Origin of the sequence: Microcoleus sp. Pol10D4, assembly GCF_036701555.1 — a bacterium.
In the GTDB taxonomy this organism is placed as follows: domain Bacteria; phylum Cyanobacteriota; class Cyanobacteriia; order Cyanobacteriales; family Microcoleaceae; genus Microcoleus.
The window spans coordinates 25,356-40,482 of record NZ_JAUBRA010000041.1 but is presented as its reverse complement, the minus strand read 5'-3'; the positions used below and the strand labels follow the sequence as shown (position 1 = coordinate 40,482).

The window sequence follows — 15,127 nt, the reverse complement described above, 5'->3', positions numbered from 1 at the left end:
GCTAAAGAATACCCATGCTTAAGAGAGGGGATATGACGCAGGTTGGGGTGCGTTTAAAGCTACCAAATTCGTTCCCCATTTTTTATTTAAAATTTGTTCATTAAGTCCAAGCAAATCACTTGGTTTGGTGCGAGAACACCTCCGACTTTTATTACTTGCAGCTCTCCGGTTTCGTCGGGATATTGTGCTTTAACTTGGGCAATTGCTGCATCTAAACTAGATGCCTGAGCAATATACACCTTCTCAAGAGCACTTAGTACCCAAATAGGTTTGGGCCACTTATGTCGAGGTTGGAGAAGTGAATAGTAAATCACTTGACCAGTGTACTGAACAATTTGCTCGATCGCAGTTTCCGAACAAAACTCCCCCAATTCTGACTCAATACATTGTTTGAGTTCTTTCGCAGGAATTTGCTCAAAAACTGATTCTAAGAGCATTAATGCTGGTCTTTTTTGCTCTAATTGAGTGTGTTCCTGCACGACTAATGACTCTACGAAATGACTCACCTGGTTGATGATTGAGTCAAAATCTAGCTCCATCAATAAATGACCTAAATACTTCCTTAACAAATTTCTTAGCTTTTCATCAGAGATATTGATACCGCAGGTTTTTAGATAAAGTGAAGGTTTATTACCCAAATTCCGACCGCAGCCAACTTCTCCATTAGCTGCATCTTCTGCTTCTAGCAGTTCCATCAAGCGCGGATAACTGGTTGTATCATCTATTGTGGATTGGGGCTGGGAGGGAATTGAGTTACTCATAAAAAAGCTCGGTAAGTGGGAAACTCAGTTACATTATAGTCATAATCTTTCAATTTAAATTCCAACAACATTTTCCCATCCACCTTTCTCTAAAATTTTTGGTTATTCATTAGCTAGTATGCTAAACTAACAATCAAACGGCCAAGTAAGCAAACACATAACTCGGAAGTTTTCAAAGTGGTAGTGCTCAAGATGTAATGATATAGAATAGTTTGTTCCCTTTTTATCTGCCCATCCCTACTTGCCCAATCTGTACATCTTCCCAAACCATCAAAAACGGTCGCATCCACAACGGTAAACAGCTATTTAAGTGTCATGAGTGTAGGTGACAATTTGTGGAGCATTCCCAAAAGAAGGTCGTTGACCCAGCAACCCGAGAATTGATACACCGCTTGTTGCTCGAACGCCTCTCCCTAGCTGGAATTGCTCGGGCTGTACAAGTGTTTGAGCAATGGCTGCAAACCTACATGAACCACAAATATGCAAACGTGTCCCGAAGCGTGCAAGTGACACCCAAAAAAAGGGGAGACTGACGATGCAGTGCGACGAGTTATAGTCCTTTATGGACAACAAAGGCAATAAACAATGGGTTTGGTTAGCACTCGATGTAGACACCCGTGAGATTGTCGGTGTTTATATGGGGCCTGCACGACGAAGCCGCAGCCCAAGCTTTGTGGAATTCCTTACCTCTGGCCTACCGCCAGTGTGCAGTGGCTTACACCGACTTCTGGACAGCCTACGCGGCTGTGCTATGCCCGCAAACGCCCGGAAAGCGGTGGGAAAAGAAACGGGTTTGACCAGCTACATTGAACGATTTAACAATACCTTGCGACAGCGGGTTTTTCGCTTAGTGCGAAAAACCTGGTCGAATTCCTACGTCTTTAGAGAATCACATTGGTGTCATTTGGTATTTCATCCATCATCAATAGTCCGGACAGTTTTTATATAGCCCAATAGCTTATGCTCGCTTGACTTTGAGCCAGTGTGGATAATTAAATCAATGTCAGCTCCACCCCTGACTTACATTTAATTCGCCTTTTTTATGCTCCTTGCCCCGCGTAAGCTTGTAGTATTGTTCCAAAAACTGTCCGGAGTATTGCATCATTACAACGCATCATTACTTGTGTAGCATTACCCTGAAAATTCCCATCTCATAAGGTGCAAAAAGACTTACTGCGATAATTGCTCCATCATTTGACGTAGTTCCTCTTTACACTCTCTGGCAACCTGAATGCAGCCAATACTAGCGATTGCTCCTCCTGCTGTTGTCAATGAAGCGGCTGGGATTTTTTCTAGATAAAGCAGACCAACACCAGCTAGGGTAATGAGTGCAGAACCTGCGGTGACGGCAAGGGCTAGATTGTAGCTATGGTGGGCTTGACGCAACAGTTCTCGCAGAACTGCTTCTTTTAGGTTGCTGCAGTCACCCGTAAAATCTGACTCTGTTGTGAATGCGGCTTGTTGAGTAGGTTTGACATCCATTGGTTTTGTCCTTATTTAATCCCGATATCACGATACTGAGGCAAAAAGACTGGTTCTATCTAGGGCTAATGGGTTGTGCTGTCTGCCCCACAGAGTAGGGCAGATAGGTAGATACTCAAAACCTATCTGCCCTATTCTCCAGAATCTAAGGTTGGTTATAGTGTAATTACCTGGTATGGGAAAAAATTCAATGCTTCAATCTGACAAAGTTCAATCGAGTGAGGAAGGAAAGTGTAACCTGAAACGGGCATACGAAGAAGCAAAATTAACTCAAGACTCACTAGCGCACAAAGCAAAGGTTTCTGTGGATACGGTGAAGCGTCTGCTAGGTACGAAACCTTGCCCAAATGGAGTTGAGCGATGGGCAGTAATCAATATTACAAAGGAGTTAGGACTCAAGCCAACGGATATTGTAGCGCCTAAAGACTGGTATCCGCAACAGCAGTTGCCAGAAGAGTTTGAAGCGCTCATTGGGGAGAAGACGCGATCGTTCTGTGGGCGGCAGTTTGTTTTTGATGCGTTTGAGCAGTTTCTCGAAAAGCAGCCCAAAGGGTACTTTACAGTAGTCGGAGAGGCAGGGATGGGGAAAAGCGCTCTCGCTGCAAAGTACGTCTCTGAACACTATGCCATCTGCTATTTCAATGTGCTGGCGGAGCGACGCAATCGACCGGAACTTTTTCTAGAAAGTATTCGGGGGCAACTGATTCGCCGTTACCAGTTGCAGGGTGCCGAGAAGGCAAATTTAGCAACACTATTAGAAAAGGTAAGCCAAAAGCTTCCGTTTGGCGAGCGATTGGTGATTGTGGTAGATGCCTTGGACGAGGTGGAACAGGAACTTGGGGAAAACCTGTTGCATTTGCCGGTGGTACTACCCGATCGCGTTTACTTCCTGTTGACTCGCCGCCCTTATAGTCTAGACAAGAAGCGCTTGACGGTTTCGCCAGGGATTCCAGTAGAGGAGTTGGATTTAACAACGCCGGAGTACGAGGGTTCCAATTACGCAGATGTGAAGGCGTATATTCACCTGATGCTCGATCGGGATTTAACTCATCAAGCTAGCCTGCGAAAGTGGGTTGAGGCGCATAACCTGCAGGAAGAAGAGTTTGTAGAGCAGGTGTCAGCAAAGAGCGAGAACAATTTTATGTATCTGCGCTACGTGTTGCCAGCCATTGCGGAGGGAATTTATGATGACTTGACACTGAAGCAACTTCCCCAGGGGCTTCAAGAATATTACCTAACCCATTGGGAACGAATGGGAATGAATGAAGGTGCCCAAAAAAGAATGGTAATCGTGTTATTCATTTTGGTGGAAGCGAGTACGCCAATTCCTTGCGAAATGGTAGCAGCAATTTCTGGGGAAGAAGAGTATGAGGTGTATCGCATTTTAGAGGAGAAGTGGCGTGAGTTTTTACAGAAGCAAATCCTTGAGGAAGAAGTTTGCTACAGCATCTACCATGCCAGTTTTCTTGATTTCTTAAAAACAAAATGGGAATTGAAGCCAACCCGAAAATTGTTTCAGGATGTAAATCAACGGATTGTAAATTATATAGAACAGGAGATTGCCTGAAGTGAACCCTACTCTGAAACGGCTTTATTTTGGAGCCTACCCTTATAACCTGATTCGTTCGGGCAATTTACACAAGTACTATGAACTGCTCTGCAATTTTGAGTTCCTGTTAGGCAAAATTCAGCATCCAGAGTTTGGGGTACAAGCGCTGATTGAGGATTACGATTTACTGGATGACTCCGACGCAAAAAATCATCCAGAGTGGAACTCAGAAGTTTTTGCATGGTTGGGATTAATTCAGGGGGCATTGCGATTATCGGCTCATGTTTTAGTAGAAGATCCAACACAACTGGCATCACAGCTTTGGGGGAGATTACAAGGATTTGACCATCCAATTATTCACAGCTTATTGCAGCAAATTAATCAGAATCAAAGAGTTTGGTTGCGTCCTTTTAAATCAGGTTTGATTCGAGCTGGTAGCAGGTTACAACGTATTTTTACAGGTCACAGTAGCTCGATTAATGCAATTGCTCTAACTCCTGATGGCAAACAAATAGTATCGGGGGCAGACGACGGTATTCTCAAAGTTTGGGATTTAGCAACGGGAAAGGAACTGCGTAGTCTGAGCGGTCACAGGAATGCCGTAACAGCAATTATTGTAACTCCAGATGGTAAGCAAGTAATTTCTGGATCAAAGGATGGCACTCTTACAGTTTGGAACCTAGCTAGAGGAGAAAAATTATTTACAATGACTGAGCCTGAATACCTTATAGAAACAATCGCTGTTACATCAGACAGCAAATGGGTGACTACATCTGGATCGACTACAGCTAATGGATGGAATATAATTATTGAAAGTTTTATTGAAGGTTTCTTCCACCAGCATATACCATACCCTAGGATAATAGCTTGGAATTTAGAAACGAGAGAGAAGAGGGTTATTTTAGACAGTTCAAGTTCAGAATTCGACACTATTATTGCTTTTGCTCGTAACGGATTTAAAGCAATCTCGTGTTCAAGTGTAATTAATAAAAATAAAAGTTCTGACCATAAAACTTATAGGATTCTCAGAGTAAAAAACTTAGAAGATACGTTGGGCATTTCCCCAACTAAACATTTAGAAGTTAATTCAAAAGACGATATTACAATTACTACAGGTCACACAGATAGGATAACGGTTGTCGCTATCACTCCTGATGGCAAGGTGGCTATTTCTGGATCAAAAGATCAGACCCTTATGGTTTGGGATTTAGAAACCCAACAGCAACGATTGACACTAACAGGACATCGCGATGAAATAACTTTAGTTGCCATTAGTGATGATGGGAAGAAAGCTGTCTCTGGAGCCAAGGATAAAACTCTCAAAATTTGGAATTTAGAAACAGGCAAAGAAATATCTACTTTGAACGATATTAGTAACTCAGTGAATTCTGTTGTTATTGCCTCTAATAGTAAACAAGCGTTTTCATGTTCCACAGACAAAGCTATAAAAATCTGGGATATAGAGGAAAGAGAATCTGAATCTTTAATTACCACAGAAAATATCGAACTTATTATAAAAAATATCGCACTTATTGGAGCAATAATATCTTATGTTTTAATTTTTTTAGGTTTATCCATTTTTATCTTCCTGAACCTAGATTTTTTTACAAGAGTTTTGTTCACATTTATCAATCAACTACATCATCTTAGTGAATTTATTAAAACTTTGTTTAAAAGTGATTTATCCACTATTGCAAGAGGTTTAGCGGCTCTTTTCTATTATTTTATAACAACTGGACTCTCTCTTGTTAACAGGTTTTGGCTCAGGACGTTTTCAGGTTTATGTTATGTGTATTTAGTATTCTTTCCTTTTTTAAAAATGGTAGATATAATAACTCCTAAAATAAATGATTTAACGAATATTAATGTTAATGAAAGTTGCAAGCATACAGGTTACGATTGGTTAGAAAGTTGGAATACTTTTGCTCAATTTCATAGGGATTTAATAACTGCTCTTGCTGTTACCCCAGACAATAAGCGTGTTATTTCAGGCTCAAATGATCAAACTATTAGAGTTTGGGATATGCAGACAGGAAACCTGCTTTCTATATTATCTGGTCATCAAGAGCAAGTTAGCTCTATAGCGTTGAGTTCAAACGGTAAGCTTTTAATCTCTAGCTCGTTTGACAAGACTATTAAAGCCTGGAAAACAGAAACTCTGAAGGAAGTCTTTCAGTTAAAATCTTGGTTATTAATCATCCATAAAATTTGTTACATCGCTATAAGCGGAGTATGGGTAACTTTAGGAATTGCTATCGGTTTTGGAATTTTAAAATATCATCCTGCTATTTTACAGAATCCTCTTTCATACGTTGGGGAGTTCCAGGAATTTTTATTTATAATTTTTCTAATTTCTGTATCATTAATTTATAGAGGAGTTTGTTACTTTATAGATGAAGAATACTGCGAGCGAGACAATAAAGTTATTATTACTCCCGACAACGAGAGAGCTATAACTGGTTCAAGAGATAAAACACTCAAAATTTGGGACTTGACTACTCGAAGACAAATTTATACCCTGCAAGGTCACAAAGATTGGATCGCTTCTGTTGCAGTTACTTTAGATAGTCAATATCTGATTTCTGGTTCAAAGGACAAAACGCTCAAGGTTTGGAATTTAAGAACTCGCAAGGAGCTTTTCACGCTTGCGGGGCATTCCTCTCCAGTAACCGCTGTTGCAGTTACTCCGGATGGTTTACGAGCAATTTCAAGTTCATCTGATGGCTCTCTCAAGGTCTGGAATCTAGAATCCCGTGAGGAAATTTTGACGATCGATGGTCATCGCGACTCGGTAGAGGCAATAGCCGTCACCCCAGATGGCAAGCATTTGGTTTCTGCTGCCTCTGACCATACGCTTAGAGTTTGGGATTTACTTACTGGAGAGGAAATAACCAGATTTACAGCAGATACTTCCTTAACCTGCTGCGCTATTGCACCAGAAGGAACGACGATCGTTGCAGGCGATCGAGTTGGGCAACTCCACTTCCTACGTTTGGAAGGTATAGGGGTACCACCATGAATATTTTTCCTCCGGCATCATCTCCCATTACTTCCATCTCCGCTCCTACTAACTTTCAGCGATTCCTCCAGAAAATTTCCCAAACTTTTGTAGGTCGCCAGTTTGCCTTCGCTGTCCTCAGCGATTTTTTCCAAAAATGCGATCGCGGCTACTTCACTCTCACTGGTTCTCCCGGCACTGGCAAAACCGCTATCCTCGCCAAATACCTAATCCAGCATCCCAACATCCTCTACTACAGCGCCCAACATTCCAACAACCAACACCCCGACCACTTCCTCCACACTCTTTGCACTCAACTACTCAATTACCTTAAAACAATTACAGCAGATTGTTCTTATGAAGTCCTGCCGAACAATGCCACGCAAGGCAGCAACTTGCTTTCCCTGCTCCTTCAAAAAATTAGCGATAAACTACCATCCTCTCAACCCCTTATCATCGCCCTTGATGCCCTCGATCGCGCTGACCTCAACAATCACCCCCCCGGTTCCAATCTCTTCTATCTACCCCGCTATCTCCCCCCACACATTTATTTCTTTCTCAGTCGTCGCCCCTTTCCACTAGAGAAATCCGGCTTACTTATCGAGGCTCCCAACCAAACACTCAATCTAGACCACTACCCGAATCAAAACCAATTAGACATACACACTTATCTTCAGCAGAGCTTGACCTCTACTAAGCAGGGAGCTGCTATTCGAGACTACCTGAACACTCAGCACATCAGCGAAGCCGAATTTTACCCAAGCCTCACTGCCGCCAGCGAGAATAACTTCATGTACTTGAGTAAATTGCTCTCCACTATTGCTCAAGGCACGTACCTCTACCCCTTGGAACGCGATCGCCTTCCCCCTGAACTAAAACACTACTATCAACAGCACTGGCAGCAGATGAGAGGTAAGAGATTGTCTTCGATTGCTCACCTTGTTCTGCGTATCCTAGTTCAGCAGGAGAAACCGATGTCGGTGGAGGCGATCGCAGCAACGATTGGTGAGGAGGAATATGAAGTAGCAAAGGTTTTAGAAAACTGGATCGAGTTCCTAAATCCACACCTTATACATGGAACCACTTGTTACAAGCTTTATCACTCAGGCTTTCGTAACTTCCTGAGTCAAAAGTTGAGTTAACTTTGTACGATTTTGCCTTCATAATTCAAGTTTTCCAGGCTCACGCAGTAAGAAGATGGATGATTTTGATGAAAAACTGTAATGGTTTACCTCTTACATTTCCACTAACGCATCAATCCTAGTAGACCAACTCAACATTATTTAGGGTACACGAACGATTTGGATGAAAGAATTCGCAATCACAGATGGGATAGAGGTGCAAGACTCTGTGAGGATAGAGGTGCAAGACTCTGTGGCGTGGCTAAAAAACGGGGAATTACCTTTAAAGTAGCAGAAGTTTGGAGCGGCGATCGCTCTCTAGAACGTCAGTTGAAACGTCAGAAGAATAGTCGTCGTTTTTGCCCGATGTGCAATGCACCCCAGTACAAATCTACTTAGAGCCAAAACTGGTTCTCCCTCTCAAATTAGAGTTTGGTTAAAAATCTACTGTTCTTTAACGATAACTCCACGAAGATAGAGTATTTCAGTTAGTTTGTCTTTCACTTTTGTGTGGGTTTTTTTGATGTTTTACTAAGATTTTAGCATAGATCCGGGAGAACCATTTTTTTAAAATCTCATCGTTCCGAATTAAAGTCGCACTTAACAGTGCTGTATCGGTGAAGTTCATACATCTGAGTTCACCGTTATGAAAAAACTGCTCGCTATCGCTTTAACAAGCCTTTTGCTCTTAATAACAACAGACGCTAACGCAGCCATTTGTAAAAAGGTTACAGATAGCAAACCAGGCTGCGACTTTTTAGGCGGCACTTGGGATAGCTAAAACAACTGTTGCCGACTCTAAAGTTGGCAACTATTTTAAATCAAAACCAGGCAACCACTGGTTTTTTTAAGACCAAACGCCATCCTTTATGTCTTTTACCTTATTCCTAAAGTTCAGGAATAAAATTGATTTACAAAAAAGTGACTTATAACTCATATACTTCCCAAATAAAACCCACCATCCTCAAGCTACCTAATGTCAAGAACTCCTTAAAAAGAGTAAAATTTCGTGCATTATTGACACAGCGAGATTCTTTCCCTATTTTTATCAACGGAACTAATTATGAAACATGATTCGCTAAAGAAGCAGAAAATATCACCCGCTATCCCAACTCCTTTGACCCCCAATAAACTTAAAATAGCTCAGTTGCAAGTTACACTTAAAACTCCTTACCAACTGATCGATACTGCTTTCAATCTTGAAACAGCCCTTCAACCATTCCAACAAGCAAAAATCATCGGTATAGACTGCGAAACAACAGGGCTTGACCCCTACCAAGCCAAAATTAGATTGTTACAACTTGCCATTCCTGACCATCCAGTAATCATTGTAGATTTATGGGCAATTGAACCCAGTTCCCTCGAACCATTACGCTTCCTCTTAGCGAGTCCTGCACTGAAGGTAGGTCACAACCTCAAATTTGAATGGCAAATGCTCGCTTTTGCCGGACTGGAACCATCCAAACCCTTTTTCGATACCTATTTGGCTTACCGAGTGCTAACGGCTGGACTAAAACGCCATTTGTCCCTAGAGGCTGCCACTGAGAATTTGTTGAAAGTAAAGCTAGACAAAACGCAGCAAGTTAGCGATTGGTCAGGAAACTTAACACTCGCTCAACTGCAATATGCTGCTACCGATGCTGCAATCTTACTCCCGCTGGCTGCTGCTCTGCAACAAAAACTGAAAGCTTCTAAGCTTTGCAAAACTGCTTTACTAGAGTTTGCCTGTCTGCCTGCGGTGGCTTCTATGGAACTCAACGGAATGCTTTTAGATAGAGAACAGTGGAGAGTTTTGGGAGTGAAGCTCTGTCATCAACGTGACTCTCTTTTAAAACAAATTAATTCGCAACTCCATCCACCTAACCCTCACCAACAAATCTCTCTGCTGCCAGAATTTACGGATACAATTAATCCTCGCTCTCCCAAGCAAGTCTTAGCGGCTTTGCAAGAAAAAGGTATTCCTGTTACTTCCACTAGCTCTCAACATTTAATTCCTTTGCAAGGCGAGTATCCCGTTATTCAAGCACTGTTAGAATACCGCAGTTTATCGGCTCGTATCGATACTTTTACTCTGGGTTTACCTGAACGCATTCACCCGATTACAGGGCGCATTCATCCCAACTGGTTTCAGATTGGTGCTAGATCAGGACGGTTTAGTTGTCGAGAGCCAAATTTAACGAATATCCCCAGAGATAAGGAAACTCGACAGTGTTTTAAAGCTGCACCCGGTTACGTCCTGCTCAAAGCCGATTACAGCCAGATTGAACTGCGGATCATGGCGAAGGTTTCGGGCGATCGCACGATGGTGAAAGCTTACTCCAAAGGGGAAGATTTGCACTCTCTGACCGCTTCTTTGGTGCTGGCAAAACCCTTATCTGAAATTACTCTCGAAGACAGACAGCTCGGTAAAATTATTAACTTCGGTTTAATTTATGGCATGGGAGCACAGAAATTTAAGAATATGGCTCAAGCAGAGCATGGAGTCACTTTAACGCTGCAACAAGCTTCACACTTTCGTAAGAAGTTCTTTGAATCCTATACAGGTATCAAACAATTTCACGGCAAAGTTCGGAGCGCCTGGAGCCGAGATATTCGAGAGAGTCGGACTGTCTTAGGCAGAAGGAGATTATGGTCAAAAGATACTAAACCGCTGCTTAACGAAATGCTAAATAACCCAATTCAAGGGATGAGCGCTGACATTACTAAACTCGCTCTTGCTCTCATTTTTTCACCTCTAAGCTGCACGGTGGATGCTAAACTGATTTGTGTCGTTCACGATGAAATTTTAATAGAGTGTCCTCTTGAAGAAGTGAGGCCAGTTAAAGCCTTGCTTAAAAAATGTATGGTGAAAGCCGGGAATAAGTTTCTTTCTCCGATTCCTTGCGAGGTAGAAATTAAGGTGATGGAAAGTTGGGGAGGATAAACCCGCCCGACCCCACGAAAAATCCCCTGATTGACATTGCTGCAAGATATCAGGGAGATCGAACTTGATATAAGTGATTCAAACCTAGCAGTTGGATCTCCCTATGCCGGCTCAGGCTGCTGAATGATGAAACCGCAGCGACATAAAGATGAACCGAATCACGAAGATGCCCGCCACGATCCAAGTTCCCCCAGACACTTCCTTGGCTCTACCTTGGCAGGTTTTCACAATCGGATAGGCAATAAATCCGATCGACAACCCTTCCGCGATCGAATACGTTAATGGAGTCAGGAAAATCGTTAGAAACGCTGGAATCACTTCCGACATATCATCCCAGGGAATTTCTTTCACCTCACCTAACATCATCGCGCCAACAATAACCAGCGTCGGCGTCGTTGCAAAAGCCGGAATCGCTTTAAACACCGGAATGAAAAACAGCGACGCCGTAAATAATCCTGCCACAACTAAAGCGGTAAATCCAGTTCTACCGCCTTCAGCAACGCCTGCGACGGATTCAACATAAGTCGTCACGCTCGACGTACCGAAGATTGGACCGATTGTGTTGCCAATGGCATCTGCCATCAATGCTTTATTGGCACGCGGCAACTCGCCATCCGGGCCGATATAGCCGGCCCTCATTCCGACACCCGTTAACGTCCCGATGGTGTCAAAAATATCCACAAACAGAAATACAAACAGCACTGCAATCCAATCAATAAAATTCTCGGCATTCAGATTAGAAATGCCCAGAAATGCTTGACCAAAAATGTCTTTTGGCAGTTCCGGCAGCGCAAAAAATCCTTGAGGTGGGGGTGAAACCTTGAACAGCCAAGCCCAAATTGCAGTTCCAAAGATTCCAAATAGTAACGTACCTCTGACGCGCCGCACCACCAATCCGGCTGTAATCGCTAAACCCGCCACAGCCAGTAGCGTGTTCGGTTCTGCTAAGCTGCCAAACGCCGTTTTTGTGGCTGGATTTGCCACAATCAATCCGGCCCCTCCATTAACAACATCTCCTGACATCCCGATGTAGGCAATAAACAAGCCAATCCCACCTGCGGTTGCGTGCTTGAGCGACTTTGGAATTGCCGCGATCAATAACTTACGGCTCTCCTGAACTTGCGGTGATATTTTTATCTAATTAGAAAAGCAAGCTAATACGCGTTCTCGAAAATTATCAAAGTTTGAGAAGCCATATCCTTGTCGCATAATTAATTTAATTCGATTATTTATCCCTTCCATCACTCCACTTGTTGTGCGATTAAGAAAGTAATTACAAATTCCTTCAAAATGATTAACAATTGTCGAAGCTGATTCTTGGAAAAATATTTTCGCATAATTCAGCCAATTCTTGAATTCTGTCTGAGCTACTGTGACGGTCATATTGGTTTCATATATTTCTCGAAACTCTTCTTTCATCTCGTAGGCAATTCTTAAGCATTCTGATTTTTTCAAAACTATTTCCAGCTTTTCTATTTGCTCTTGTTCAAGATTGATTCGATTACTCAATAATAAATATTTACTACCTCTGTCTGTAATTCCTATTCCTCGACGCAACTTATTCAAGTCTTTATTAACTGCTTTCATCACGTGAAAACGGTCGATAACAAGTTTAGCATTTAGGAATACTTGTTCTATAACTTTGGGAAATCCTCCCCACATATCAACACTCACTTCCTCAACTTTTTCGCGCACCTCAAGTGGTTGCCTCATAAGGACTTCAACTATATCTTGCTGACGGTGAGAGTCAATCATTTCAATCAAATTACCCCCCTCGATGTCACTGACGACTGTTACGAAACTTCCTTTTCCTTTTCTCATACTTATCTCATCTATACTTACTCGTTTGACTGACTCCCAACAGTTTTTTTTTGAGAGGAACTCACATGACTAACAATACCTTTAACTTCGTCATAACTCAATCGTTCTTCTCGCCCTATTTGTTCCATGCTCGACTGTTGAACACGCGCATAAATATTTTGTTCGTATCGTTGAGTATGCCGTCTTTTTTTGTCCAAAAATTCTAATTTTTCTGTAACATAACGTTGACAGTTAGTACAGTAAAACTGCCTACGAGGCACTTGTAAATATACACTCGCGACCGAAAACTGATAAATCCCTGACTAATATAGGTCGATCTTGGTGCAGTTCTTCTGTATAATTATTACAGTGAGGACAAACTATTTTTGAAGCCAAAGCACTCAGTTTAAAGTAAATTTGTCCTTCAATTTGAGTGCAAGTTTCAACCTTGACTCCAGGCAAGTCTAATAAATAGTCCAAATGAAAGCTCATTACTCTAACTGTATTGGTTGATCTATTTTACACCATAAACTCAGGAGAGCCTAACTTACGTACATCTGTCAACGTCAGAAACATAAAAATTAGTCCCTGAACAAACACGCATGACAGCGCCAACCGCCAATCGATTTTCAGTCCGATTACAACTGAAAAAGCAAAAAAGGCATTCGTTCCCATTCCAGGCGCGAGCCCGAACGGGTAGTTGGCTAAAATTGCCATGCAGAAGGTTCCAACTGCCGACGCCACAGCGGTTGCTACAGCCAATTGCGAAAACAAATCTCCAGGCTGTTGTAGAAAAATCGCGTTTGACAGAATAATCGGATTGACGACTAAGATGTATCCCATCGTCATGAACGTGGTGATACCCGCGAGCGTCTCTGTTCTGAAATTGGTTCTGTAGAAATCAAACTGAAAGAACTCTGCCAGTGCTGCTTGCCAACCTGTGTAGGATTGCTTTGGTGGAATTGGTTTTTGAAATTCTAAATCAGCGCTCATGATTTGGATATCCGAAATTTAATTGAGATAGGAGTTAGGCGGTAAACGATCGTCCTAGACCCAATGCGGCCAATCCTTTGCGATAGGCGATCGAGCTTTTATCCCCGGCAATGTGGACTTCATCTTGCAGCGCGATCGGTAAATCTTCGGAATACTGTTCTTCAACAATGTCCTTATCTTCGCCAAACACTTGATGGTTAAAGTCCAGCATGTCTTGCAGCGGTCCATCTTTGTCAAAATTGTGGCCTCTCGGCACTACCCAAGCGCGTTTTGCGGCCTGAAACCGGACAGGCAGCATTCAGGATGTCTAACTGCCCGTTCCCAAAGGTAACGCTTAACTTCGCTGTGAACGGCAGCTACACTTCAAACAATCGACGCCACTTAAACCCAGGCGGACTCAGATGCTTTAGATTGTGCGGATAGTTGCTCACCGTGCTGACATCCCGCAGCGTGAAACCCGGGTGGTAGTTGCTCAACGGGATAATCTGGCACTTCTGGATTTTCGCGATCGCCAAAGGATTCGGTGTGAACAAACGCAAAATGACTCACATCCAGAAAGCCTTCGACTTGACGACCTGCGGCAGCTTCGTGAGCTACGCTGGCTGGCAGAACCTGAATATAGTCTGGATCATTCCATGCCTGAAAGTATGGAAAATGCACCGAACCGTTATCCATGAGCCTTACCCACACTAAACCATAGCGTTCGGTGACAGCGTAGGTCGTCAATTTCAGCCGAGCGGGAATTGCGGCATCTGGTTGAGGGGGAATACGCGTGCATTGACCGCTTTTGTCGTAGCCGATGCCGTGATATTGGCATTGGAGTTCATCGTTCTCAACCCATCCCAAACTCAGAGCAACACCACGATGCAAACACAAATCCCGTGCTGCAACGATCGAGCTATCGGAATGTCGAAACAGCACGAGACGTTCATCTAGCACCTTTGCGGCAAACGGTCGATCTGTGACTTGATGCGAGAACGCGATCGGATACCAAAACGGCGCAAGGGCTTTCCAATCAGTTTCACTAAAGGTGCAGTTTCGAGGCAATACAAACGCAGAATTGCACGATAGTTCTTGTATAGTGTGCATAATCCTGTATGCGAAATACCGCTGAAGCTTAAGATATTAGAAAGCTTACTTCTGTACGATTTACTACATACCTCTCTTTTGTCACTTTCGGCAGCAAATAATCTGGGATGGTTATAGCATAAGACTTTTACCAAAAACCTTGATTTGGGCCATTCTGTTGGAAAATAAATGCTCAAATCCTTGATAAACCTACAGTTGAAAATTTGGTTCTCATTTTTAATTTCCCAGAGTGACAAAAGAGGGATACCCCTCTTTTGTCACTTTCGGCATAAAATAATCCGGGATGCTTAGAGCATAAGACTTTTATCAAAAATCTTGATTTGGGCCATTCTGTTAGGAAATAAACGCTCAAATCCCCGCTCTATCTACAGTTAAAATTTGGCTCTCACTTTTATCCCACATTCCGCAGAT

Annotated in this window: 14 protein-coding genes and 1 pseudogene; 8 read left to right on the top strand and 7 right to left on the bottom strand. The window is 42.7% G+C overall.

The window, feature by feature from the left end; genetic code table 11:
* Window positions 1-86 precede the first annotated feature (86 nt).
* Window positions 87-761 carry a hypothetical protein gene (locus QUA36_RS19720; protein WP_333458804.1) on the bottom strand — a complete coding sequence of 225 codons (675 nt, stop codon included), beginning with the start codon at window positions 759-761 and terminating at the stop codon, window positions 87-89.
* Between the two features lie 212 nt (window positions 762-973).
* Between QUA36_RS19720 and QUA36_RS31415 the strand changes: the two genes are divergently transcribed.
* Genes QUA36_RS31415 through QUA36_RS31405 form a run of 3 tightly spaced genes read left to right on the top strand, consistent with a single transcriptional unit; the run spans window position 974 to window position 1,710 of the window.
* Window positions 974-1,090 carry an IS1/IS1595 family N-terminal zinc-binding domain-containing protein gene (locus QUA36_RS31415; RefSeq protein ID WP_445242790.1) on the top strand — a complete coding sequence of 39 codons (117 nt, stop codon included), beginning with the start codon at window positions 974-976 and terminating at the stop codon, window positions 1,088-1,090.
* A gap of 6 nt (window positions 1,091-1,096) precedes the next feature.
* A complete protein-coding gene (locus QUA36_RS31410) occupies window positions 1,097-1,294 on the top strand; it encodes a hypothetical protein (RefSeq protein ID WP_445301445.1) in 198 nt (65 codons plus the stop codon).
* A 29-nt stretch (window positions 1,295-1,323) separates the two neighbouring features.
* Window positions 1,324-1,710, top strand: a complete 387-nt coding sequence (locus QUA36_RS31405) for a hypothetical protein (protein ID WP_445242791.1) — start codon at window positions 1,324-1,326, stop codon at window positions 1,708-1,710.
* 221 nt (window positions 1,711-1,931) lie between these two features.
* Here the strand turns inward: QUA36_RS31405 and QUA36_RS19710 are convergent, their stop codons facing one another.
* Window positions 1,932-2,243: a TRADD-N-associated membrane domain-containing protein gene (locus QUA36_RS19710; RefSeq protein ID WP_333322558.1), complete on the bottom strand. Its 312-nt coding sequence runs from the start codon at window positions 2,241-2,243 to the stop codon at window positions 1,932-1,934.
* A 190-nt stretch (window positions 2,244-2,433) separates the two neighbouring features.
* Here QUA36_RS19710 and QUA36_RS19705 point away from each other — a divergent pair, with 190 nt between their 5' ends.
* From QUA36_RS19705 to QUA36_RS19685, 5 genes are all read left to right on the top strand, one after another.
* A complete protein-coding gene (locus tag QUA36_RS19705) occupies window positions 2,434-3,810 on the top strand; it encodes an AAA family ATPase (protein WP_333458803.1) in 1,377 nt (458 codons plus the stop codon).
* 1 nt (window position 3,811) lies between these two features.
* Window positions 3,812-6,811, top strand: coding sequence for a WD40 repeat domain-containing protein (locus QUA36_RS19700; RefSeq protein WP_333384200.1), 3,000 nt, complete (start codon window positions 3,812-3,814; stop codon window positions 6,809-6,811).
* Window positions 6,808-7,932: an ATP-binding protein gene (locus QUA36_RS19695; RefSeq protein WP_333384203.1), complete on the top strand. Its 1,125-nt coding sequence runs from the start codon at window positions 6,808-6,810 to the stop codon at window positions 7,930-7,932. Before QUA36_RS19700 ends, QUA36_RS19695 begins: the two co-directional genes overlap by 4 nt.
* Window positions 7,933-8,043: 111 nt before the next feature.
* The gene (locus QUA36_RS19690; RefSeq protein WP_333384221.1) at window positions 8,044-8,310 is read left to right on the top strand and encodes a GIY-YIG nuclease family protein; all 267 of its coding nucleotides are present in this window, start codon (window positions 8,044-8,046) and stop codon (window positions 8,308-8,310) included.
* 664 nt (window positions 8,311-8,974) lie between these two features.
* The gene (locus tag QUA36_RS19685) at window positions 8,975-10,834 is read left to right on the top strand and encodes a bifunctional 3'-5' exonuclease/DNA polymerase (protein WP_333458802.1); all 1,860 of its coding nucleotides are present in this window, start codon (window positions 8,975-8,977) and stop codon (window positions 10,832-10,834) included.
* 111 nt (window positions 10,835-10,945) lie between these two features.
* Here the strand turns inward: QUA36_RS19685 and QUA36_RS19680 are convergent, their stop codons facing one another.
* The 5 genes and pseudogenes from QUA36_RS19680 to QUA36_RS19650 all read right to left on the bottom strand — a co-directional run bounded on the left by QUA36_RS19680 (window position 10,946) and on the right by QUA36_RS19650 (window position 14,716).
* Window positions 10,946-11,932, bottom strand: a complete 987-nt coding sequence (locus tag QUA36_RS19680) for an NCS2 family permease (RefSeq protein ID WP_333458801.1) — start codon at window positions 11,930-11,932, stop codon at window positions 10,946-10,948.
* A gap of 39 nt (window positions 11,933-11,971) precedes the next feature.
* Window positions 11,972-13,126, bottom strand: a pseudogene (locus QUA36_RS31400) (ISL3 family transposase).
* Between the two features lie 27 nt (window positions 13,127-13,153).
* Window positions 13,154-13,627 (bottom strand): solute carrier family 23 protein, encoded by a 474-nt coding sequence (locus QUA36_RS19660; protein WP_333458798.1) that lies wholly within the window; start codon window positions 13,625-13,627, stop codon window positions 13,154-13,156.
* 34 nt (window positions 13,628-13,661) lie between these two features.
* The gene (locus tag QUA36_RS19655) at window positions 13,662-13,925 is read right to left on the bottom strand and encodes a hypothetical protein (protein WP_333458797.1); all 264 of its coding nucleotides are present in this window, start codon (window positions 13,923-13,925) and stop codon (window positions 13,662-13,664) included.
* Between the two features lie 83 nt (window positions 13,926-14,008).
* Window positions 14,009-14,716 (bottom strand): Rieske 2Fe-2S domain-containing protein, encoded by a 708-nt coding sequence (locus QUA36_RS19650; RefSeq protein WP_333458796.1) that lies wholly within the window; start codon window positions 14,714-14,716, stop codon window positions 14,009-14,011.
* Window positions 14,717-15,127: the final 411 nt, after the last annotated feature.